The sequence below is a fragment of the Microcoleus sp. S13_B4 genome, from assembly GCF_036700885.1.
GTDB lineage: Bacteria > Cyanobacteriota > Cyanobacteriia > Cyanobacteriales > Microcoleaceae > Microcoleus.
This window is the reverse complement of sequence record NZ_JAUBPU010000002.1, coordinates 164,995-186,832: the sequence shown is the minus strand read 5'-3', so window position 1 is coordinate 186,832 and position 21,838 is coordinate 164,995. Positions and strand designations below refer to the sequence as shown.

The 21,838-nt window shown below is 47.9% G+C and carries 16 protein-coding genes and 1 riboswitch; of the genes, 8 read left to right on the top strand and 8 right to left on the bottom strand.

The genetic code is table 11. The features are described 5' to 3' along the window. The first annotated feature begins 233 nt into the window (after positions 1 to 233). A complete protein-coding gene (locus QT994_RS02410) occupies positions 234 to 3,110 on the top strand; it encodes a Calx-beta domain-containing protein (protein ID WP_333171529.1) in 2,877 nt (958 codons plus the stop codon). A 262-nt stretch (positions 3,111 to 3,372) separates the two neighbouring features. On the opposite strand, the gene dprA is transcribed toward QT994_RS02410, so the two are convergent. The 3 genes from dprA to QT994_RS02395 form a co-directional block, all read right to left on the bottom strand. Continuing rightward, positions 3,373 to 4,524: a DNA-processing protein DprA gene (gene dprA / locus QT994_RS02405; RefSeq protein WP_333171527.1), complete on the bottom strand. Its 1,152-nt coding sequence runs from the start codon at positions 4,522 to 4,524 to the stop codon at positions 3,373 to 3,375. 210 nt (positions 4,525 to 4,734) lie between these two features. Next, positions 4,735 to 5,418, bottom strand: coding sequence for a YdcF family protein (locus QT994_RS02400; RefSeq protein ID WP_333171525.1), 684 nt, complete (start codon positions 5,416 to 5,418; stop codon positions 4,735 to 4,737). A 169-nt stretch (positions 5,419 to 5,587) separates the two neighbouring features. Then, positions 5,588 to 6,235, bottom strand: a complete 648-nt coding sequence (locus tag QT994_RS02395; protein ID WP_333149089.1) for a DUF2301 domain-containing membrane protein — start codon at positions 6,233 to 6,235, stop codon at positions 5,588 to 5,590. Between the two features lie 80 nt (positions 6,236 to 6,315). Here QT994_RS02395 and QT994_RS02390 point away from each other — a divergent pair, with 80 nt between their 5' ends. After that, positions 6,316 to 6,993: a hypothetical protein gene (locus tag QT994_RS02390; RefSeq protein WP_333171524.1), complete on the top strand. Its 678-nt coding sequence runs from the start codon at positions 6,316 to 6,318 to the stop codon at positions 6,991 to 6,993. A 154-nt stretch (positions 6,994 to 7,147) separates the two neighbouring features. On the opposite strand, the gene QT994_RS02385 is transcribed toward QT994_RS02390, so the two are convergent. Both QT994_RS02385 and QT994_RS02380 read right to left on the bottom strand, forming a co-directional pair. After that, on the bottom strand, positions 7,148 to 7,903 hold the full coding sequence (locus QT994_RS02385; protein ID WP_333171522.1) for a DUF561 domain-containing protein: 756 nt from the start codon (positions 7,901 to 7,903) through the stop codon (positions 7,148 to 7,150). Between the two features lie 234 nt (positions 7,904 to 8,137). Further along, on the bottom strand, positions 8,138 to 8,980 hold the full coding sequence (locus QT994_RS02380) for a creatininase family protein (protein ID WP_333171520.1): 843 nt from the start codon (positions 8,978 to 8,980) through the stop codon (positions 8,138 to 8,140). 180 nt (positions 8,981 to 9,160) lie between these two features. Here QT994_RS02380 and QT994_RS02375 point away from each other — a divergent pair, with 180 nt between their 5' ends. After that, a complete protein-coding gene (locus tag QT994_RS02375; RefSeq protein ID WP_333171518.1) occupies positions 9,161 to 14,518 on the top strand; it encodes a PAS domain S-box protein in 5,358 nt (1,785 codons plus the stop codon). Positions 14,519 to 14,903: 385 nt separating this feature from the next. Here QT994_RS02375 and QT994_RS02370 read toward each other — a convergent pair whose 3' ends face one another. Continuing rightward, positions 14,904 to 15,233, bottom strand: a complete 330-nt coding sequence (locus QT994_RS02370; RefSeq protein WP_333171516.1) for a WGxxGxxG family protein — start codon at positions 15,231 to 15,233, stop codon at positions 14,904 to 14,906. 345 nt (positions 15,234 to 15,578) lie between these two features. Here QT994_RS02370 and QT994_RS02365 point away from each other — a divergent pair, with 345 nt between their 5' ends. Both QT994_RS02365 and QT994_RS02360 read left to right on the top strand, forming a co-directional pair. Next, a complete protein-coding gene (locus tag QT994_RS02365) occupies positions 15,579 to 16,223 on the top strand; it encodes a hypothetical protein (RefSeq protein ID WP_333171514.1) in 645 nt (214 codons plus the stop codon). 20 nt (positions 16,224 to 16,243) lie between these two features. Beyond that, a complete protein-coding gene (locus QT994_RS02360; RefSeq protein ID WP_333171512.1) occupies positions 16,244 to 16,990 on the top strand; it encodes a pentapeptide repeat-containing protein in 747 nt (248 codons plus the stop codon). Between the two features lie 179 nt (positions 16,991 to 17,169). On the opposite strand, the gene QT994_RS02355 is transcribed toward QT994_RS02360, so the two are convergent. Continuing rightward, positions 17,170 to 17,697 (bottom strand): hypothetical protein, encoded by a 528-nt coding sequence (locus tag QT994_RS02355; protein WP_333171510.1) that lies wholly within the window; start codon positions 17,695 to 17,697, stop codon positions 17,170 to 17,172. Between the two features lie 85 nt (positions 17,698 to 17,782). Between QT994_RS02355 and pyrE the strand changes: the two genes are divergently transcribed. Together pyrE and QT994_RS02345 are read left to right on the top strand one after the other, a co-directional pair. Beyond that, positions 17,783 to 18,358 carry an orotate phosphoribosyltransferase gene (pyrE, locus tag QT994_RS02350; RefSeq protein WP_333171508.1) on the top strand — a complete coding sequence of 192 codons (576 nt, stop codon included), beginning with the start codon at positions 17,783 to 17,785 and terminating at the stop codon, positions 18,356 to 18,358. A gap of 393 nt (positions 18,359 to 18,751) precedes the next feature. Next, entirely contained in the window at positions 18,752 to 19,204 is a 453-nt protein-coding gene (locus QT994_RS02345) for a hypothetical protein (RefSeq protein ID WP_333171506.1), read from the top strand. Positions 19,205 to 19,946: 742 nt separating this feature from the next. Here the strand turns inward: QT994_RS02345 and thiC are convergent. Next, entirely contained in the window at positions 19,947 to 21,320 is a 1,374-nt protein-coding gene (gene thiC, locus QT994_RS02340) for a phosphomethylpyrimidine synthase ThiC (RefSeq protein ID WP_333171504.1), read from the bottom strand. Between the two features lie 7 nt (positions 21,321 to 21,327). Further along, a riboswitch (TPP riboswitch) is annotated at positions 21,328 to 21,424 on the bottom strand. A gap of 226 nt (positions 21,425 to 21,650) precedes the next feature. Between thiC and QT994_RS02335 the strand changes: the two genes are divergently transcribed. Then, the gene (locus tag QT994_RS02335; RefSeq protein WP_333171502.1) at positions 21,651 to 21,782 is read left to right on the top strand and encodes a hypothetical protein; all 132 of its coding nucleotides are present in this window, start codon (positions 21,651 to 21,653) and stop codon (positions 21,780 to 21,782) included. Positions 21,783 to 21,838 lie beyond the last annotated feature (56 nt).

Genomic DNA, 21,838 nt, shown 5'->3' with positions numbered 1-21,838 from the left:
CTCCGACGCCAACGCCGACGATATCCGTCCCTCCTACTCCAACGCCGACGATATCCGTCCCTCCGACGCCAACGCCGACGATATCCGTCCCTCCGACGCCAACAACACCAATACTTGGGAGTCCAGGCATTGTTATTAGTCCGGCATCGGGATTAGTAACTACAGAAACTGGTGGCACAGACCAATTCACCATCAGACTAAACAGCCAACCTACTGCTGATGTGAGAATTGATTTGCGTAGCAGCAATGAGGCAGAGGGAGTAAATTCCCCGCAAACTGTTACCTTCAATTCTGCTAATTGGAATCAGTGGCAGACTGTTACGGTAACGGGTGTGAACGATCGAGTATTTGACCTCGATAAGACTTATCAGATTGTGACTGCCCCTGCTGTCAGTGCGGATAGTAACTACAACGGTCTCAATGCACCGGATGCCACTGTTGTTAACAGGGGTAACACCATACCGCCATCTAACGATCTGATTGCTGGTGGTTCTAGCAACGATCAGATTCTTAGTATTCCCACGGTAAATTTCTCCCCAGCTACTTACCAAGTCAATGAAAGTCGCACAGGAATCGTTCAGAAACAAATTACCCTCACTCGCACAGGGGGGAATATAGACAGCTTTTCCAGGGTGTACCTAGAACCTCCTACTGGTTCAGCGACTTTCGGAACAGATTGGAATATCCCCAATTTCTCTCCTGAAATTACCTTTAACCCAGGCGAAAATACCAAAACTTTCACAATTGACATTTTTCCGGATGGTCAATTTGAGGGAACAGAAGAAATTGCATTTCGGATCACCAATCGGGATAATGCCATTATTGGCACCCAAAACACTGCCAGTCTGAAAATTTTCGATGCTGAGGGGCCTCCTACAATTAATTTCTCCCCAGCTACTTACCAAGTCAATGAAAGTCGCACAGGAATCGTTCAGAAACAAATTACCCTCACTCGCACAGGGGGGAATATAGACAGCTTTTCCAGGGTGTACCTAGAACCTCCTACTGGTTCAGCGACTTTCGGAACAGATTGGAATATCCCCAATTTCTCTCCTGAAATTACCTTTAACCCAGGCGAAAATACCAAAACTTTCACAATTGACGTTTTTCCGGATAGTCAAGTTGAGGGAACAGAAGAAATTGCGTTTCGGATCACCAATCGGGATAATTCCATTATTGGCACCCAAAACACTGCCAGTCTGAAAATTATCGATGCTGAATCTACACTAAACAACCACCCGCCGGTGGTGACTAATAGCCTCGATAAGCAACGTGGTCCCAATCCCCGCCGCGACTTCAGTGTGACTCTTGCTCCCGACACCTTTACCGATTACGATCCAGGTGACAGCCTCACTTATTCCTACTCAATAATTCCAGAGCCGGACCCCAACGGACCCTTCAGCCCCAACCCTCTCGATTGGCTGACCTTCGACCCAAATACCGGCACTTTCATTCCACCCGATTGGCTGACCTTCGACCCCAATACCCTGACCTTTAGCGTGAATTTGAATGCTGGCAATGTTCCCTCATTTTTCTATGTGCCAATTAAGGTGACAGCAACGGACAATGCGGGTGCCAGTGTCAGCGACTTCTTCCACCTGTACCGCAGCCCCAGCTTTTCTGGCATCGCAATTGACGGCTACATATCGGGTGCAACTCTCTTCCTAGATGCCAACAAAAACGGCGTCCTCGATGGTGGCGAACCATCCACCACAACTGATTCAGGCGGTAAATTTAATCTCGATATCCCCTTCGAGACTTTCGACACCAACAAAAACGGAGAAATTGACCCATCAGAAGGCAATTTAGTTGTCACAGGAGGCATTGACACCGCCACCGGATTACCCCTAGAAACACCACTCACTGCACCACCAGATTCTAGTGTTGTCACACTCCTAACCAGTTTAATCGCCGACTTAACCGACAAAGGAATTGCACCAGAAGAAGCCCAATCTTTAGTCAAAGCAGCCCTTTCTCTCCCCGCCGATGTTGACCTAACTAGCTTCGATCCAATAGAAGCTACCAACAACAACATACCGGGCGGAGTCCAAGTCTTAGCCGCCATGGTGAAAGTCCAAAACTTCATCACTCAAACTGCCGCTTTGATTGACGGTGCTTCCAGTGCAGTCAATACCGATATTGTCAAGGCTGTTGTCAGTTCAATTACGGCTCAAATTCAATCGGGTACAGTCTTAAACCTCAGCTCTTCAGCAGCCTTAGAACCAATCATTCAGCAAGCAGCCGCTAAAATCGAGCAAATAGACCCCAGTTTCAACACTCAACAAGTCACCCAAATTACATCGCAAGCTGCCACAGTAATGGCAACAGCCAATCAGCGCATTGATAGCGCTGTCTCCAACCCAACAGCAACATCAATTCCTGAATCACTTGCCCGCCTCCAACAAGTAGCCTTGGGCCCAACAACTCAAGAATTTAAAGAAGTTGGTTCAGGAAATAAACCAATTTCCCAGGTGGTTGCTGACAATACTGGTACTGCTTTAGATAGCAGAATTGAATCTGTAATATTGCCGACTGGGATTGCAACTCCTGTTGTCAGCGGCGATGCAGATTTGGGCAGCAATTCTCCCAATGCAATTCTCGGTACAAATGGCGACGATATCCTGACTGGCGACAGCGCGAATAATGTGTTGATAGGGATGAGGGGCAATGATTCCCTCGATGGAAGTCTGGGAAATGACACTGTTTTCGGTGGCAAAGGTAGCGATACAATCCTGGGAAGTAGCGGTGATGATGTCTTATTTGGCAACCGTGGTGCTGACATTTTGAATGGCGATGATAGTAATGATATTCTTTACGGAGGTAAGGGCGATGATTTGCTGAGGGGCGGTTTGGGACTTGATACTTTGACAGGAGGAATGGGAGTAGATAAGTTCTTACTCTCTACCAATTCCGGTACTGATACGATTACTGATTTTGAAGTGGGTAAGGACTTGTTAGTATTGGGTAACGGGTTGAGTTTCTCGCAATTGGCTATTGCTCAAGATAGCGGTTCGACTTTAATCCGGTTGGCACAAACAGGGGAGATTTTAGCTTCTCTGGGCGGTGTTTCTGCTATCCGTATCAGCGCTGCTAATTTCGGATTGCTTTAAAGGTTCATAATGAGGACTTTAGCCCTTATTATTTTTCCGTCTCTTAGAGACGGACTTCGTTTGTATATATGCGGTTTCAACCGCTGACTATCAAGGCCTAGCTCCCCCCTAGCTCCCCTTAAAAAAGGGGGGGACAAGAATCTTCTCAAAGTCCCCCTTCTTAAGGGGGATTTAGGGGGATCTGGCCTCGGGGGTAAACGAGAGATAAAGAGGGTTTTAGACTTAAGTTGAAACCAATAGCCTAAACCGTATTACTTACAACTCAGCATCGCTGATATCGCATTCCCGGTAACTGCGAAACTAATCCCAACAATTCCAACTGCAAAAGTATACTAGAAACTATTCCCGCTTCTAATCCCGCTGCTTCCACAATTGTATCAAAAGAAATCGGCCCAGATACGATCGCACTTAATACCTTAGCCAATTCCGGCTCCAACGGTGGCCCTTGCTTCTCAACCGTCGGATTTGGAGGAAATAGCGATAACTGCTCGGATCTATCCAATTTTGGCATAGCTCCGAGCATTTCCAATAACCTGTCTTCGCTTAAGAGTCGATCGCTACTCGGCAGAATCGGATGAGCACCTTTACTCAGCAACTCCAAACATCCAAAAGAACGCTCATCATCCAATCTGCCCGTCAAAACATACACATCTCGGCAAAAATCATTCGCTTGATAAGCAGTAATTAAAGCACCCGATTTATGCGGAGCTTCTATCACGATAGTAGCGCGACTTAAGCCAGCAATTATGCGATTTCTGCGCGGAAAATTAGTTTTATTCGGTTGAGTACCCGCTGGATATTCGCTAATTACCAATCCCTGCTGCAAAATGCGATCGCACAACCTCTCATTTTGTTTAGGATATACAATATCTACTCCCGTCCCCACTACTGCAAAAGTCCTTCCTCCCGCCTCCAAACAGCCTGTATGAGCCTCTGTATCAATGCCCGCAGCCAATCCCGAAACCACAGTAAAACCGTTTCTAGCCAAAGCCGTACTAATTTTACGAGTCCACCTTCTGCCGTATTCCGAAGGGCTGCGAGTGCCAACAATTGCCACCGTTGGCGTAATTCCTTGATTCTCTTTTACATCAACTAAACCACGATAATACAACACTGGCGGCGGATTGGGAATTTCCAATAATAAGCGGGGATAATCTGGATCTGCGGGCGTCCAAAAACAGGGATTTTTTATAAGATGTTTTTCGATAAATTCTTCAGGATTGAGTTTAGTGCGTTCTTGCACAACGGTTTCAATTATCTGCTTGCCGAACCCTTCGATTCGCATAAAATCTACTGATTTTGCCGTCCAAGCTTCTGCCAAACTATTGAAATGTTGGTGCAATCTTTGCAACAAAATCGGCCCGATACCGTTAATTTGCGACCATGCTAACCAGTAAGCGCGTTCTTCTAACAACGAGTTGCCCTCAACTTATCTGAGAATTATTTTATCATTTTTGGTGGAATTATGGTAGCGAAATGCCCCTGCCGTGTCCTGTATTTCCACAGGTGTCCGAGTAGGGAAATGGCACTGCCGTGTCCTCTATTTCCACAGATTTAAAAGGGCTATATAAATGTTGTTTTACGAACCGCGAAGGGAATTAAGAGGGAGGTTGACAATTACTGGCTAAGCTTTCCAATCAACGAAACGGGCATAAATATAAGCAATAATTTCTCCGATTACTGTCCGAAAACCTTCGCTCGATTTCCACCATTCTTGTGGGTTGTAATCTTCGGTTTCCGCCGCAATAATCCCGACTTTAATCTCAGGATTCAGCACTTCTTTAAATACAAGCCAACTTCTGCGGGCGTGAGGGCCAAAGGAATAAAGATTAATTGAGTTAACTTTTAAACCTGAAGTAGAAAACCAATCCCGAAGTGCGATCGCAGAAGCAGCAGTGCGGTGTTTCAAAACATTCGCCGCTGGTACGGCTACTAATTTGTTTTTATCAAATCCTAGCACAATAAAAGTCGCGGCAGTCAGTTCCGCATAATTTTTATATTCAGCGAGATAGTAGCCTTTACTTAAAGGAATTCCTGTGGTAATTAATTGGCTGTATTCACCTTTTTTAAATTCCGCGATCGCACTTTCGATCGCATAATCGGGCAACCAGCCTTCGACAACCAATATATCTGCTTTAATCGGCGCATTTACCGCCAAAAATGGATGGATATTTGTGATAATTAAGAGCATTGCAATTATTAATCCCATCAGAGCAATTACCCAGCCTTCCCTGGTAACTGCCCACATTTCTCGGCGGTGAATTAGACTAATTTTGATTTTAAGTTTTCGCAGTCTGACAAAATTCATATATAGCAATCCTCGCATCATTTGTGAATTTCTTACTCCTTCCCCGCGGGTTCGGGGAGGGCTGGGGTGGGGTAAAAATTTTACGACTCCTGCAAGGATTGCTATAGCAGATATTTAAGCAAGAAGGAAGAAGGAAGAAAGCTCTTCTTTCGTCTTTTCGTCTTCTATACTATTGGTGTTTCAGGTACTCAAAAACGCTTTTATCCCCAATATCCTGCGGCATCGGTTGAAAAAACTTACGCACAGCAAATATGATAAACAAAGCGGCCCAAATAGCCAGCAAAAATTGCTCATTTTCGGCTGACAAAAAGCCGAAAATATGTCCTAAAATTAAGAGAGGAACTCCAGGAGTCAAAAACTTTGTTTCTAGGCGGTTGAAGCAGAAAGCTTCTTTAAAATAAATCCCATTTAAGGCGGCAAAAGTAAAGCCAATTCCCCACAACGTGGCGGGATGTTCGTACACTGCTAAAGCTAGAGGTTGGCTGCTTTGTAGGGCGACAAACAATGCTGCCGCGCCGCCGATCGCCCAAAACACCTGTAGTGTTCGGTGTAGCGCAATCATGTAAATGTGAATAGTTGCCAAGCTGACGCCTAAAGCTATCCAGAAACAAGCAAAAACAGGCGTTACAGCTTGGATTGCAATCGGGTTGTCGCCCTGTTGCAACACCAGAGTAGTGCCGATCGCAAAACACAGCGCCGCCACCCCCAATCCGGCGCGGTAAATCAACACTCCCGTGCGATCGTTTTGAGTAATCGTAAACTCGCCGAATTGTCCTTGATAGACTGGCGATTCATCAGGCGATTTCAGTAGTTGCATTACACCTTCCTCCTATTAGACACGAATGTACTTCTGCCAAGATATACTTTATTGATAAACCGATCCAGCGAGACCGAGCGATGCCTAAATTTAACAAGCCTAAACTTAACCAGCCTAAAGTTAACCAATCTAAAGTTAACAAATCTAAAGTGGACGATCGCCCCGATCAAAGCAAATCCCTTCCTTCGCAATCCGAACTTCCTCCAGTTCAGCTTGATGAAACCATTGTAGCAGGCAGAAGACCGAAACCGGTCAACGACTTCCAGCACCTGCTGGAGGAATTATCCGAATTGAGATCGGGGTTCCATCCAGAAATGTTAGCGCATATCGACAAAAATCTCCCCTTTAATACCAAGCAATTTGAAACTAAACTCAGCAAAATTTTGGGTTCTAAAAATATTGATTGTACTCTGAAAAATTCACTCAAATATCTAGATTACCTCAAGGAAAATATTCAACTCCCCTGCCACGTTACCGGCATAGAAGAGTTTGAATGGGAAGAAGAATATACAATGGGTTCTGGCAGCAAAAAAGAATATGCAAGACTCAAAAAAACTCAACCTTCTTACACTGATAGATTCACAATTAATTGGTTAGATGATTTTGTGATTCAGGAAGAAGGCATATTTGTGGAAGTGCAGCGCGTCGGCGATAGCCAAAAGTTTATGTTGCCTTTATTCGAGTTAGAATCAGTTGATGTAATCTCCCGGAACAATCAGTTGTTAGATGATTATGCCGTGTGGTTTCTCAATTATTAAGGAACAGTGGAAAAGTGGAAAAGTGGGGGAGGGGAAGAATGGGAGAAAGGGAGAGTGGGGGATGAGAAAAACCTTCCCTCTTCCCTCTTCCTTCTTCCCTCTTCCTTCTTCCTTCTTCCTTCTTCCTTCTTCCTTCTTCCTTCTTCCTTCTTAATTAAATGGAAGCTGCAAAGTGCGATCGCGAAACCAAAGCCAAAGCTTCAACCAAACTGCGAACAGCCGCAATCATCGCCACTTCGCTATTAAGTTGGCTAACAGCAGAACCGACACCAACACCCGCAGCACCTGCTCCAATAGCGAGGGGTGCGGTGACGCTGGAGATGCCGGAAGCGCAGAGTACGGGGACTGATACGGCGCGGGAAATTTCAAAGGCTGCTGCCAAAGTAGGCGCTGCTTTTTCAATTAATCCCAATGTGCCGGCGTGAATTGGTTGGGCGCTGGTGCCACCTTCGGTTTGAATGATATTAGCCCCAGCTTTGACTAATTCAATTGCTAATTGCACTTGTTTGTCGAGTGCCAAAATGTGGGGAACTGTTACAGAAAGGGTGATGTTTGGAAATAGCGATCGAGTTTCGCGAGTCAACTGCAAAACTTCCTCAGCTTCAAAGCGGCGGCCTACTGCGTAGAAAGCATCAAAGTTGCCAATTTCAATCAAATCAGCGCCAGCTTCTACCGCAGGCACAAACTTTTCCGGTTCCACAGCCGATACACAAATTGGCAAACTTGTCAACTGTTTTGCCATCAATACCAAATCTCGATCGGCAGCAATATCGACAAACGAAGCACCGCCAAGATCCGCTGCTTTGACGACAGCCGCAACGTTCGCGGCATCAAAATTATTTAAACCGCTGATAATTTTCAGGGCGCGACCTTGCTCAAATGCGCGCTGCAATTTAGAATTTACACTCATCGTTAGTTTTCCAATTCAAAAAATTTCTTAGACTCATTTTGACACAAATTTAGAACAAATTTTAATTTTTAATTCTTAATAGCGGTAATGTGCAACCTAAGCACCCTAAATAGGTCGATTATGCCTCCAGGACTATATTTTTGATTTTTATAGCAACCGCCAAGACAGTTAGAACGTTCTTAATTGGTGCAACTATTGTTGTGACTGCATTTCCACATCGATCTTCTTCCCTCTTCATTCTTCCCTCTTCCTGACATCCGTTACACAATCCGTTGCCGAACTTCCCGGCTGGCGAAATTTGTGTACATCTTTGATAACTTGTGCCCAGCCGTCAGAGAGAGATTCCAGAATCCGAGATCCCTTTTCTTTCGTCGCCGCCGTCGCATCGCCCAACACACCACTTTCAGTCAACTCTCGCGTCAGCCAAGCAAAAGGCAAATTTCCTTCCATACTCAGCAAACTGTCAATCGGCAAATTTTTCGGATATTCAGTAACAGCCAGTTCCATTTTCACCTGCGACGGCAAAATTGACAACATCAAACTCGTTTCTGCATCACCCGCGTGAATCCCAAACTGCAACTCCTTCGCAGTTAATAATTCAGCAGCTACATTCGGAACCCGCCACACAAACAGGGGAAAAACCGAAAAATCCTGATATTTTTGATGAATATCCCGCGCCGCAATTTCCATCACCTGCGGCTGTCCGCCGTGACCATTCATTAACACTAATTTCCGAAATCCTGCCCGGTAAATACTGTCAGCAATTTCGCCGATTACTGCTAAAAGTGTCTGAGCACTGAGCATAATTGTACCGGGAAAATGGCAGTGTTCGTTTGACTTGCCGTAGTACAAAGGCGGCAAAGCGTAGGCGGGAATATTTGCCTCTAACTTTGCCAGCGCTTTGCCTGTCACCGCCGCACTAATTGCCGCATCTACAATTAAAGGTAAATGAGGGCCGTGTTGTTCGATCGCACCTAGCGGCTGAATTATAACTGTATTTTCCTTATCCGGCATAGACTGAATTTCTGTCCAAGTTAGATAGGGAAAAAAGCGTGATTCTGGAATAAAGTTGTGCATATTGTGGTGGCAAGAGCATAGGCAACCAAGACCATCAACTAGCCTAAAAACTAAAAAGTAATTTCCCCGACATATCACATCTTCTGTCTGTCGGTAGATAATATAATATAACAGATGCTTCAGAAGCGCGCTGATATACGCTCGCCAGCTCATACCGAAAGACGTAGAGACGACTAATTGATGGAAGCTTGGCAAACCCCACAAACTAATTTAACCGACATTCCGATCGCCGAGGAACTGTCGCGCCGCACCCCTCGATCGCACGATCTCAACGCTGAAAACCGAGCGCTGCAAGCGCTGGCGAGACAACTGGCAGCCTCCCCCCGCACGCTGCTCAAAACACTGGTTGCGATCGCTCAAGATTTGTGCGGCGCAGGCAGCGTCGGAGTCTGCTTGCTAGAAGAAAATGCCACATCAAAACAAATCTGTCGGTGGGCGGCATTGGCTGGCGCGTGGGAAGCCACAGAACACAGAAATATACCCGGCACATTGTGTTTGTCGGGAGCAGGTCTCGATCGCCAAACTCCACAGCTTTACTTCGCTCCAGAAAAATATTTAACCGACTTGCAGCAACTAGAATTGCCGATCGCCGAAGCGTTAGTCGTGCCACTACAAGCAGAAAATCAATCCCTGGGGGCAATATGGATTGTATCTCACGAGGACGATCGCCAATTCGATGCCGAAGACTTGCGGATCGCGATCGCCCTAGCAGACTTTGCCGTTGCCGCCGTACAAATCGATCGCGCCCATCGAACCAAAGAAGCTTTGTTCGATCACGAAGAACGCTGGCAGCTAGCCTTGCAGGGAAACAATGACGGCATTTGGGATCAGAACCTGCAAACAAATTGCCATTTCGTGAGCGATCGCGGTTTAGAGATTTTGGAACGTCGGCCCGAAGAAGTCAAGGAATTCAGCCAATTTTTGAGCTACATTCATCCCGATGATTTGGAGAGAATGCAAAGCAATTGGCAGCAGCACTTGGATCGAGAAACCTCACATTACTGCTGCGAGTACCGCATTCGCTGTTCCGACGGGCGCGAAAAATGGATTTTAGCCAGAGGGCGAGCAATTTGGGACGAGTCAGGCAATCCCTTGCGGGCCGTGGGCTCCCTCACAGATATCACCGATCGCAAACAAACTGAAATTGCCTTAAAACAAAGCGAAGAACGTTTGAGCGTCGCCATCGAAGGCTCAGGCATGGCAACCTGGGATTTTGACGTGCGAACAAATCGAGTAATTTGGTCGGCGACCCATTTCAGCATTTTGGGCTGCGAACCGCTACCAGGCGGCGAAGCAAGCGCGGCTGTGTGGCAAAACCGCGTGCATCCCGAAGACTTAGAGCAAGTCATGCAAGCAGCTAAAACAGCTCGGCAAACACGATCGCTCTACTCCCCCGAATACCGGATCATCAGGGCAGACAACGGAGAAATCCGCTGGTTGAGCGCGTTCGGACGCTATCTCTACGACACCGCAGGCGAAGCAGTGCGGTTTATCGGAGTATTATTTGATGCTACCGATCGCAAAAATGCCGAACACGCCTTGCAAAAGAGCGAGCAAACCGTGCGCCGTCAACTTCTAGAGATAGAGTGGCTCTACCAAACAACGCCCGTGGGTTTGGCAGTTTTAGACACAGATTTGCGGTACGTGCGACTCAACCAGGGGTTGGCCCAAATCAACGGCTTGCCCGTCGAAATGCACATCGGCCGCACCCTACGCGAAATTGTCCCCGACTTGGCAGACACAGCCGAACCTGTGTTGGGCCGCATTCTCGAAACCGGAGAACCAAAGCGAAATTTTGAAATCAGCGGTGAAACAAAAGCTCAACCCGGTGTTGTTCGCACTTGGCTGCTGAATTGGTTGCCGCTCAAAGACACGGGCGGGGAGATTGTCGGAATTAATGTCGTGGTACAGGAAATTACCGATCGCAAAATGGCCGAACTCGCCTTGCAAGAAAGCAACAACCGCTTTGAGTTAGCTACAAGGGCGATCGACGGCATGGTTTTTGAGTGGGATTTGGCATCGAACTCAGTTTACCGTTCCGAGGGACTGTCCTCGATCGTCGGTGTCCGCCCAGAGGATGCACCAGCAACACCAGAGTGGTGGAGAGAACGCATCCATCCCCTAGATTTGGCGCGCATCCAGCCCACGCGGGAATCAATCTTGACTACTGGCGATCGCTACCAAGTCGAGTACCGAGTCCGGCACCAAGAGGGGCGCTGGATCGACGTTTGGGAACGCGGCTGTTTGATCCGCAACCAGCAAGGTGAACTGACCAAAATAGTCGGCTTCACCAGCGACATTACCAAGCGCAAACAAACAGAAGAAGCACTGCGCGATCGTGAAACCCACCTGCAGTTGATTCTCGACAGCGCCAAAGACTACGCCATCTTCACCCTCGACACCGACGGACACTTTACCAGTTGGAACGCAGGCGCGGAGAGAGTGCTGGGCTATACCGAAGCTGAAATCGTCGGGCAGCACGGACGAATCATCTTCACCCCAGAAGACTCTGCTTCCCGAATGCCCGAAGCAGAAATGCACAGCGCCCTGACTCAGGGAAAAGGAAAAAACGAACGCTGGCACCTCCGCAAAGATGGCAGCCGCTTTTGGGGCAGCGGGCTGGTGATGCCCCTGCGCGACGCAGCCGGCGAGGTACACGGTTTCCTGAAAATCATGCAGGACAAAACCGAGCGCCAGCAAATAGAAGAAGCACTGCGACAAAGCGAAAATCGCTACCGCACCCTCGCCGATGCCGTCCCGCAATTAATGTGGATCAACACCGCCGACGGCAGGTTAGAGTTTTGCAACGAGCACTGGAAAAGCTACACGGGCATGAGGCCAGCAGAATTTCCGCTAGCTGCACCGGTGCTGCAATTATTTCATCATGAGGATCTGCCAACAGTTGTCGCCACGCGCACCAAGGCGATAGAAACAGGGGAATCCTACGAATTTGAGTGTCGGGTACGCAGGTTTGACAGCACCTACCGTTGGCATCTAGCGCGGCTTGTTCCCATCAAAGACAGGAGGGGACAGGTGGTGCAATGGGCCGGGATCGGCATTGATATTGACGATCGCAAACGAGCAGAAGAAAGCTTAGCAGAAAGCGATCGCCGCTTCCGCTTCCTGGCTGAGTCGCTGCCCCACCTGATTTGGAACGTAGACTCCGCCGGGGAAATTCGTTTTACCAATCAACAAAAATGGTCGGAATATCTGGGAATGTCTTACGAGGAAGCCGCTCACAACAATTGGGAGTCCCTGGTGCCGCCGTCGGATTTGGCAGAAGCTTGGGCCCGCTGGCAAGAATGTCAAATCACTGGAGAAGTTTATCAACTTGAGGTGCGCCTGCGGCGGGCAGCAGACAAAATGGAACGCTGGCATTTGTCCCGCGCCGTGCCAATTCGCGACGCCCGGGGCCAGGTTGTCGAGTGGATCGGCACTAACACCGATATTCACGATCGCAAACAAGCCCAACTTAACGAGCAGTTTCTCTCCGATCTCGAACTCCGCTTGCGCCAGTGCTCCAACCCAGCAGAAATGTTGTGGGAAGCCATGCACAGTCTGGGAGAGTATTTAAAGGCCGATCGCTGCATTTGGCACGAAATCGATTTAGAAGCCGATCGGGCAATTGTCGAGCAAGACTGGCACCAGTCCGACCTTGCCAGCACCGTCGGCATCTATAAAATCTCAGACTTTAAGATGCCAGAACTTAAAGCTCTCTCTATCGCAGGTCAAACAGTTGTCATCTCAGATATCGCTAATCACCCCCATACAGCGAATTTGGTCGATAACTACGGTGCCGTGTCGATTCGCGCTTTGGTCGATGTTCCCTGCCTTCAGGAAGGGCGCTGGGTGGCTCTTTTGGTGGTGGCATCAAAGGCAGTGCGACACTGGCGGGCCGATGAAGTTTCGCTGATGCAAGAAGTGGTGGCTCGCCTCTGGACGGTAATTCTGCACGCGCGAGCCCTGCAGGATCTGCACGAAAGCGAGGCTCGGTTCCGCGCTCTAGCTGACAACATCGCTCAGTTGGCCTGGATGACAGATGAAACCGGCTGGATTTTCTGGTACAACCAGCGCTGGTTTGACTACACCGGCACCACCCTAGAGGAAATGCAAGGCTGGGGCTGGCAGCAGGTACACCACCCGGAACACGTCGATCGCGTTGTCGCAAAATTTAGGCGCTGCATTGAAACAGGCGAACTCTGGGAAGATACTTTCCCCTTGCGCGGCAAAGACGGATCGTACCGCTGGTTTCTCTCCCGCGCTGTGCCGATTCGCGACGAGCAAAACAAGCTGCTGCGCTGGTGTGGCACCAACACTGACATTACCGATCGAAAACTTGCAGAAGCGGAACGGGAACGCCTTCTAGCGCGGGAAAAGGCAGCGCGGCAAGAAGCAGAACAGGCTAACCGCGTCAAAGACGAATTTTTGGCTGTTTTGTCCCACGAATTGCGGACTCCCTTAAACCCGATTTTGGGCTGGGCGAAGCTGCTTCAATCGAACCTTCTGACACCCCAAAAGCAACGTTATGCCTTAGAGACGATCGAGCGCAACGCCAAACTGCAAACCCAGCTTATCGAAGATTTGCTCGACGTGTCGGGGATTCTGCAAGGCAAGGTCAGCTTGAATATTGCACCTGTGGATTTAGCCTGGGTCATCGGCGCTGCTATTGAAACGGTGCGTCTGGCGGCGGAAGTCAAGTCGATTCCAATCAGCACTCAATTTGCACTGAATCTCGGCTCGGTTTTGGGCGATGCGGGCCGACTTCAGCAGGTAGTCTGGAATTTGCTATCCAATGCCGTCAAGTTCACCCCGCCGGGAGGCAAAATTGATGTCGTTCTCGATCGGGTTGACACGAACGCCCAAATTACTGTAAGTGATACTGGAAAAGGTATCGAACCAGATTTTCTGCCCTATGTCTTCGACTACTTCCGGCAAGCTGACAGCACGATGACGCGCAAGTTTGGCGGATTGGGTTTAGGATTGGCGATCGTCCGCCATCTCGTCGAACTCCACGGCGGCACGGTGAAATGCGACAGTGCCGGCGAAGGAAAAGGCGCAACCTTGACCGTCTGGATACCCCTGATGCCCGTGCAACCTCAGACAAGTTCTGCGGGAACTACGCCACCGGAGGAATCCTTCGATTTGAGTGGTATCAGGGTGTTAGCGGTGGATGATGATGCCGATGCGCGAGATTTGGTGGTTTTTCTGCTTGAGGATTGTGGGGCAAGTGTTACAGCAGTTGCTAACGCCGCCGATGCCTTAGCGGTTTTAACCCAGTCTGTTCCTGATTTGCTGTTGAGCGATATTGGAATGCCCGACACCGACGGTTATATGTTGCTGCGGCAGGTTCGGGCTCGGGCGCCAGAGAAAGGGGGACTGGTTCCGGCGATCGCCCTCACCGCTTATGCTGGAGAAATGGACTATCAACAGGCGCTGGCTGCAGGGTTCCAGCGGCATCTTTCTAAGCCTTTAGACCCCGAGAAGTTGGTGCAGGCGATTTGGGATTTGCTCGATCGATCGGGCCCAAACATTGTTTAAGGTCTTTTTGTGTCTCAAAAGTCTTTATTTAATGAACCGCGAAAACGCAAAGAACCCGAAGGAAGAAGGGAAGAAGAAAGGAAGATGTTAATAATGTCAAGTCCGGTTATATCTAAAATATTGCACCATTCTCAATAAGGATTTTATTGACTCGCTAGGAGCAACGGCCCACAAGAAAATTCATCTGTTGTGGCACAAGGCGGAAAGCCTGTTTATGAAAATGGTGCAATATGTCAGATGTAACCACTTTTATCGTGGTTCGAGCGCGCATCTTCTCAAACAAAAAAACCCCGCCAAGGGAGGTTTTTTGATCATTATTGGTGCTGATCGGACAGGTTAAAACATCCTGTCCCTGCATCATGCCCACAGCCCTAAGACTCTATTCTTAGCGGTAGTCAGTGCGAACGGCGGGGTCACGGTCACGATCGGCGGTGGTAGTGGTATAGCGCACATTTTCTTCGCGTTTTTTGGGAATCAAACCTAACAAACCGGACAAGCCGAGCAAGCCCAACCATCCCCAATCAAAGTCGCGATCGTTGTCAGCACTGTACACATCGGAGCGAGGAGTTGTGGTGGTTGTAGTGCTGTTAGTACCGCCAGTTGTACCGCCAGTTGTATCTGTCTGAGCGGAAGCAGGGAGATGAGCTGGTGCTAGGGCTAAACCAGCAGCTATAATACCTGCACCGATTGCTTTGGATAAATCAGAACGTTTCATAATTCAAATGCTCTCTGTTGGCTAAAATCTTTAACTATCAAAACTATATCGAGTGGCTATTAAAGTTAAATCCACCTGTAGCAGTAAACTTTGCTATGTTCCACCTATTACTAGAGATTGATATCTTTTTTAGCAACCAGACGAAATTAAACATGGCTCGCTGTGACCAGAACGGCACTCTGGGGTGTCTCATATAGTTTCCGGCCCCATCGGTATTGTTCAAACAGTCAACAGTCAACAGTCAACAGTCAACAATCATACAGACAATGTACTGCGGACAAAAAAAGGTAAACTCAGATATTGCACAGATAAGTGTTGGAACTCGATCGACGGGGATAAAAACTTTTGGGTATAGAGCTACGCAGCTACGTATTTCTAGACAACTTGCAGCCGCAGCACGCAGCATACATCGGCACAATCGCCGCCGGATTCTTGCCGCTGCCGGGGGATGCGTCGCTGTGGATAGAAATCTCGCCCGGTATCGAAATTAACCGAATTACCGATGTCGCCCTCAAATCAGCCTCCGTGCGCCCAGGAGTGCAGATAGTCGAACGCTTGTACGGCCTTCTGGAAGTACACTCAAGTCAGCAGGGGGAAACCCGGGCCGCAGGAAAAGCAATTCTAGAATTCCTCGGAGTCCGCAGAGAAGAAGGTATCAAACCGCGAGTGATTTCCAGTCAAATTATTCGCAACATTGACCCCCACCAAACACAATTAATCAACCGCACCCGCCGCGGACAGTTGCTGCTGGCGGGACAAACGCTTTACGTCTTAGAAGTAGAACCGGCCGCCTATGCAGCGCTGGCCGCCAATGAAGCAGAAAAAGGCGCATCTATTAACATCTTAGAGGTTCAGGCTGTCGGTAGTTTCGGACGGCTTTACCTCGGCGGCGCAGAACGAGATATTATAGCAGGTTCCCAGGCAGCAATTGCGGCGGTGGAAAGCGTGACGGGTCGAGAAAATCCAGCAATTTTTGGCCGCAAGGAATAGCCGTTAAAGGAGATGTAATTATGGCAAACGCACAGCATTTAGCGCTGTTAAAAAAAGGTGCAGTTACTTGGATTGAATGGAGAAGTCTCAACCCAAATCTAGAACCGGATCTGGGCGAAGCTAACCTGGCCGAAGCAAATTTCAGAGGTGCTGATCTTGGGCGATCGAACCTTTTTAAAACCGATTTGTTTAAGGCTAAATTAATTGCGGCAAACCTCGCTGAATCCAACCTTAGTTTAGCAAATCTTGCCGGAGCGCAACTGCTCGAAGCTAATTTAATTAAAGCTAATTTAACGGGTACAAACCTCCGAGCGGCCGACATGAAGGGAGCTGATTTGAGCGGTGCTAATTTAATTGGGGCTGACCTCACCGCTGCCAATCTCCAACAAACCGATTTCGGAGATGCGAATTTAATCGGTGCGGTGATGTCGCAAGTTAATGCGATGGGTGCCAACCTCAACTTTGCCAATCTCAGTCAAGCCAATCTCAGTCAAGCCGAATTGATTGAAGCACATTGCTATGGAGCCAATTTCTCTAAGGCTAACCTCGGGGAAGCTCACTTCACTGGAGCATATCTTTTCAGGGCAACTCTCTGTTTTGCGGAGTTGAGCGCTGCCGATTTCCGGTGGGCAAACCTTGGCAAAGCTGATTTGACAGGGGCTAATTTGACCGGGGCAAATCTCAGGGGAGCGAACTTGGCGGGAGCTAATCTGGGCGAAGCTATTTTGAAAGGAACAATCATGCCTGACGGCAGCATGGTTTCATAAATATTGGATAATATTTAGTCCTGTAAAATAACCGCGATAGTTTAAAAAAAGCCAGTTGCGCGTTTTCCGAAAGGATTGCCAAAACATGAGTTTTTGGGACGGGTTCAGACTTTCTCTCTAATACAAATCCGAGATGAGAGTAAACCCGTCTCGGCTCAAAACTCGCAACTGTCGATCGATTAATTTTTGCGGGTTGGCGATACTTGATAAAGTCCTCTGACGGGACCTTGATCGGGCTGTGAATTTTCCTGCTGTGCTGGAAGTGTAAACTGATCTTGGAGTCCGGCGGGAGTGGCGAAACAGCCACTGGGCTGAGGTGCTAGCTGACAAGCTGGAGGCAGTGCCATGACTGAGGAATCGAAGGGATTGACCGCATCTGGGACGCGGAGAATCGGATCGCTGGAAACTTGCCGCTGCATTACTCGTCGGTAGAAGCCGTTGACGCGACTGGCATCCCGCTCAATTTCTTTTTCGGGAAAGGCAACGACGCCGCTGGGGGAACCGATGCCTAAATAGTCGCCCAAGTAACCTTGCAAACTGACGTTGTGGTAAAAGTCTCCTGAAGCTTGAAAAAATTGTCGGTTGAAGTCGTCGGCAATTGGGTGAAATCGCTCTGTTTGTGCTTGAGCTGGCTTGACGTATGCCGTGGCGGCAGAGGCGACAGCGAGAATCAACGCGCCGCTCAGGCTTTTTAACTTTTGACTCATAATATTTCAGCCTCCTTAATTAATTCCGATTCCACTATAAACTGATTATCGGCGGATTATTTGTGTTTTTTACACGGTGTGAATTATGAATGCTGCGGATTTAAAGGTGTTGCGCGATCGACTTCTAGATTTGTTGTGCGAGTTTGCCTATCGCGAAGGCGATTTTGTGCTGTCTTCGGGGCAGAAAAGTTCTTATTACATTAACTGCAAACCTGTGACGCTGCACGCTGAAGGTGCTTTGGCAACGGGACGTGTGCTGTTGTCCATGCTGTCGTCGGATGTGCAAGCTGTGGGCGGTTTGACTTTGGGTGCTGATCCGATTGTAACTGCGGTGAGTGTGGTTTCGGCTCTGGAAGGTCGATCGATTCCGGCGCTAATTGTCAGAAAGGAGACGAAGGGACACGGGACAATGGCGTATATTGAGGGGCCACTGTTGCCAGAGGGGACGAATGTGGCGGTTTTGGAGGATGTGGTGACGACGGGTAAGTCGGCGATGCAGGCGGTGGAACGGTTGCGAGGTGCGGGTTATAAAGTCGATCGCGTGTTGTCCCTGATTGACAGAGAGCAAGGTGGTGCGGAGTTTTATCGTTCTGTTGGATTGGACTTTGAAACAGTTTTTACGATTAAGGATCTTCAAAAGTGGATGGCTAGCAAAAAATAGGCAAAAGTGCGATCGAACTGACCGAAGATCACCTTTTTCATGAACAGGCTTTCGGGCCTCTTCCACAAGAGTTTTCAAGATGTTTTTTTCTCGTTACCAGGCAGAGCCTGGTAATGAATATCTAGAGGCTCTTCCTCCATTTGAAGTGAGGAAATCGGTGTTTTATTGGGTGGGATTAGAAACTAGGCCCGCTCTAATTTTATCAAAATCAGCTCAGGTACTTGCAGCACAATGGAAAATCAAGTTTTTGGTGCTAAGCAAGCGCAAGCTTTCAGGTTCAGAATCTATACCAATCGGCTGATTTTAGCAGAGGGAACTTATAACCTGAGTGATATATTAACTAGAGAAGACTGTTTTAAGATGTGAGATGACCTGGCGCAAGGAGAAGCAGTAATGATTTTACCTGCATCTATTAAAGGGAAATGGAAACTACTGGCAACAGCCTTTATTTTTCCTCTGACACTAATTGGTGTTGGCATTCAGCAACAACCGCTTCAAGCACAACAAAATCCATCTAAGACGAATGTTGCTGCTTTGCCAGATGGTATTTACCTGTACGGAGATTCGCCACAGCCCAACCAAGTTCTTCAAAACTATATTGTGTTTCAACGCCAGAACGATCGCGTAGTTGGTGCAATCTACGCGCCGCGATCGGACTTTGCGTGCTTCACTGGTAAAATTCAGGGAAATACACTGTCCGGGAAGGCAATCTCGGCCGGAAAAATTCAAACAGTTGAAGTCAATACTCAGCTAACAAATCTGCATTCTATTCGCACAATTAGCTCAAACGATCGGCGGATTCTTTCAACGTGCCAACAGACAGCGCGAGCTAACATATCCAGGTAAATCTTTTACTTAGCTCAAGTGCTCCATTAGGCTGGCGGTGCGTTACACAGCGTTACACTGCGTTAACGCACTCTACGAATTGAAAATTTCTGCTTACCAGGATTTGCCGGGTAATAAATATCTAGAGGGTATGCCTCGATTGAAAAATAGTACAAAATATGAGTTTTTACCGCCGGCTTAATGGCACTAAAAAAATCCGTTTTATTGACTTATTTTCAGGAATAGGCGGCATGAAATGAGCGTTTGAATCCGCCGCTGGTTCCTTGAATCTGGAAAAGGAATGGCTCTTAAGCAGCGAAATCAATCCCGACCCTCAGTTAGTTTACCAGTACAAGGTAGGCGGCTAATTGACTATCGCGGTGGCAATTCTCTTCATTCTTGGGAACTGGGTTTGCGAGGCGAGTTCACTTTAGACGAAATTGAGTTTATGAAGAGTTTTATATTGAAAAGGCGAAATAAAGAATTTGGGCATGACTCACATGGCAAGCTATTAACTAAAGAGCAAATAGCTACTTTTTTGCTCATCCCAATCTCGATAAAATTCTCGATTCCTTGGTAACAAAAAAGTACCTGCAAGGGAACATGGCAATTCTCCTTTTCGGAAACTGCTTTGAATCTAACATTAAGTAAGGTGCGCCATCAGCACCCAACTTTTGGGCGAGCAGGATGCCCGCCCCACCACAAACGAAACAGCTTTAGGATTAAGTAAGGTGCGCTATCAGCACCCTACGAATTAATCCAATTAGCTTTGGGCTACAGGTTCCTTAGCCAAAAACTTCTCTAATTCCGTCAAAGCATCGGCATCAACCTTAGTCTGCATCGGACAGAACTTAGGCCCGCACATCGAACAGAATTCAGCAGTTTTGTAGATATCCGCCGGCAAAGTTTCGTCGTGATATTCCTTTGCCCGTTCAGGATCTAATGACAGCTCAAATTGACGGTTCCAATCGAAATTGTAACGCGCTTTCGAGAGTTCATCATCGCGATCGCGCGCACCCGGACGACCCCGTGCAATATCCGCAGCGTGAGCCGCAATTTTGTAAGCAATCAGCCCGTTTCGGACATCCTCAGCATTCGGCAATCCTAAGTGTTCCTTCGGTGTCACGTAACACAGCATTGCAGTACCGTACCAACCAGCCATCGCAGCCCCAATTGCTGAGGTAATGTGGTCGTATCCAGGTGCAATATCTGTCACCAACGGCCCCAAAACATAGAAGGGTGCTTCCGAACATTCCTCCATTTGTTTTTTGACATTAAACTCAATTTGGTCCATCGGAACGTGGCCCGGGCCTTCCACCATTACCTGCACGTCATGTTCCCAAGCTTTGCGAGTTAATTGTCCCAAAGTTTTGAGTTCAGCTAATTGAGCCTCATCCGACGCATCGTGAGTGCAACCGGGGCGGAGGGAATCTCCCAAACTAAACGAAACATCGTATTTTTTGAAGATTTCAATGATGTCGTTAAAGTGAGTGTAGAGGGGATTTTGTTTGTGGTGATGCAGCATCCACCGCGCCAAAATGCCGCCGCCGCGAGAGACGATTCCAGTTAGTCTATTTTTTACCAACGGCAAATGCTCAATCAAAATTCCGGCGTGAATTGTTTGGTAATCAACGCCTTGTTGAGCGTGTTTCTCAATGATGTGAAGAAAGTCATTGGGGGTCAGACTTTCCATATTACCATGAACGCTTTCTAGTGCTTGGTAAATTGGTACAGTACCGATCGGCACCGGTGAAGCTTTGATAATTGTAGTGCGAATTTCATCCAAATTCCCGCCGCCGGTGGACAAGTCCATCACGGTATCAGCGCCGTATTTCACTGCTAATTTAAGCTTGTCAACTTCTTCTTCCATATTGGAAGAGTTGGGAGATGCACCGATATTAGCATTGACTTTGCATTTAGACGCAATGCCGATCGCCATCGGTTCCAAATTCGGGTGATTGATATTAGCGGGAATAATCATCCGTCCCCGCGCTACTTCGGCGCGGATCAGTTCTGGCGGGAGATTCTCTCGCTTAGCAACAAAGTGCATTTCCTCAGTAATTACACCTTGGCGGGCGTAGTGCATTTGAGATACATTGCTTTGCCCCTGACGCTTAGCGATCCATTCGGTACGCATATTTAATTTCCTTGATAAACAGCTTCCCTCCGCTGGTATTACCCAGACTCAGGTTCTAAGGGTGTTTTCTCAGCCCGGATATTCGGGCACCCCTAGCTAAGCTGTTGATTGTATCACCGATTTCTGTGCGCGACGCCAGCAACTAAGGAAATCTTAATATTGAGATATAGATGAGGGGAGCGATCGCCCTTTTGGGGCTTCTGATATTTCTGCTGTTTAAAAAGTGCGATTGTACCCCATTTAACAATCTAAAAAACAATCACACCTCATCAGGCTTAATCCCCATTTCGCGCAATTTTGCTGCTAGGCGATCGGTGCGTTGTTTTTCTTTTGAATCTTTTTCAAGACGATAAAGTTAAAGATATGTCAGGAGATGAAGAATCTGTTGTTAATTTATCTGAGATTTTGAGACAAGTTTACCTGGAGGCTACTCTAGATTTGGCGATCGATTATTCAGTGTAGTCTATACCAGCGATGAGTGAGGGTGATTTTTAGTGGGTGCGATCGTTGATGGAATC

Coding starts and splice junctions, on each gene's coding strand:
- QT994_RS02400 (WP_333171525.1), bottom strand. CDS start 5,418: ATGAATTTTGTCAGACTGCGAAAACTTAAAATCAAAATTAGTCTAATT.
- QT994_RS02395 (WP_333149089.1), bottom strand. CDS start 6,235: ATGCAACTACTGAAATCGCCTGATGAATCGCCAGTCTATCAAGGACAA.
- QT994_RS02390 (WP_333171524.1), top strand. CDS start 6,316: ATGCCTAAATTTAACAAGCCTAAACTTAACCAGCCTAAAGTTAACCAA.
- QT994_RS02385 (WP_333171522.1), bottom strand. CDS start 7,903: ATGAGTGTAAATTCTAAATTGCAGCGCGCATTTGAGCAAGGTCGCGCC.
- QT994_RS02380 (WP_333171520.1), bottom strand. CDS start 8,980: ATGCACAACTTTATTCCAGAATCACGCTTTTTTCCCTATCTAACTTGG.
- QT994_RS02375 (WP_333171518.1), top strand. CDS start 9,161: ATGGAAGCTTGGCAAACCCCACAAACTAATTTAACCGACATTCCGATC.
- QT994_RS02370 (WP_333171516.1), bottom strand. CDS start 15,233: ATGAAACGTTCTGATTTATCCAAAGCAATCGGTGCAGGTATTATAGCT.
- QT994_RS02360 (WP_333171512.1), top strand. CDS start 16,244: ATGGCAAACGCACAGCATTTAGCGCTGTTAAAAAAAGGTGCAGTTACT.
- QT994_RS02355 (WP_333171510.1), bottom strand. CDS start 17,697: ATGAGTCAAAAGTTAAAAAGCCTGAGCGGCGCGTTGATTCTCGCTGTC.
- pyrE (WP_333171508.1), top strand. CDS start 17,783: ATGAATGCTGCGGATTTAAAGGTGTTGCGCGATCGACTTCTAGATTTG.
- QT994_RS02345 (WP_333171506.1), top strand. CDS start 18,752: ATGATTTTACCTGCATCTATTAAAGGGAAATGGAAACTACTGGCAACA.
- thiC (WP_333171504.1), bottom strand. CDS start 21,320: ATGCGTACCGAATGGATCGCTAAGCGTCAGGGGCAAAGCAATGTATCT.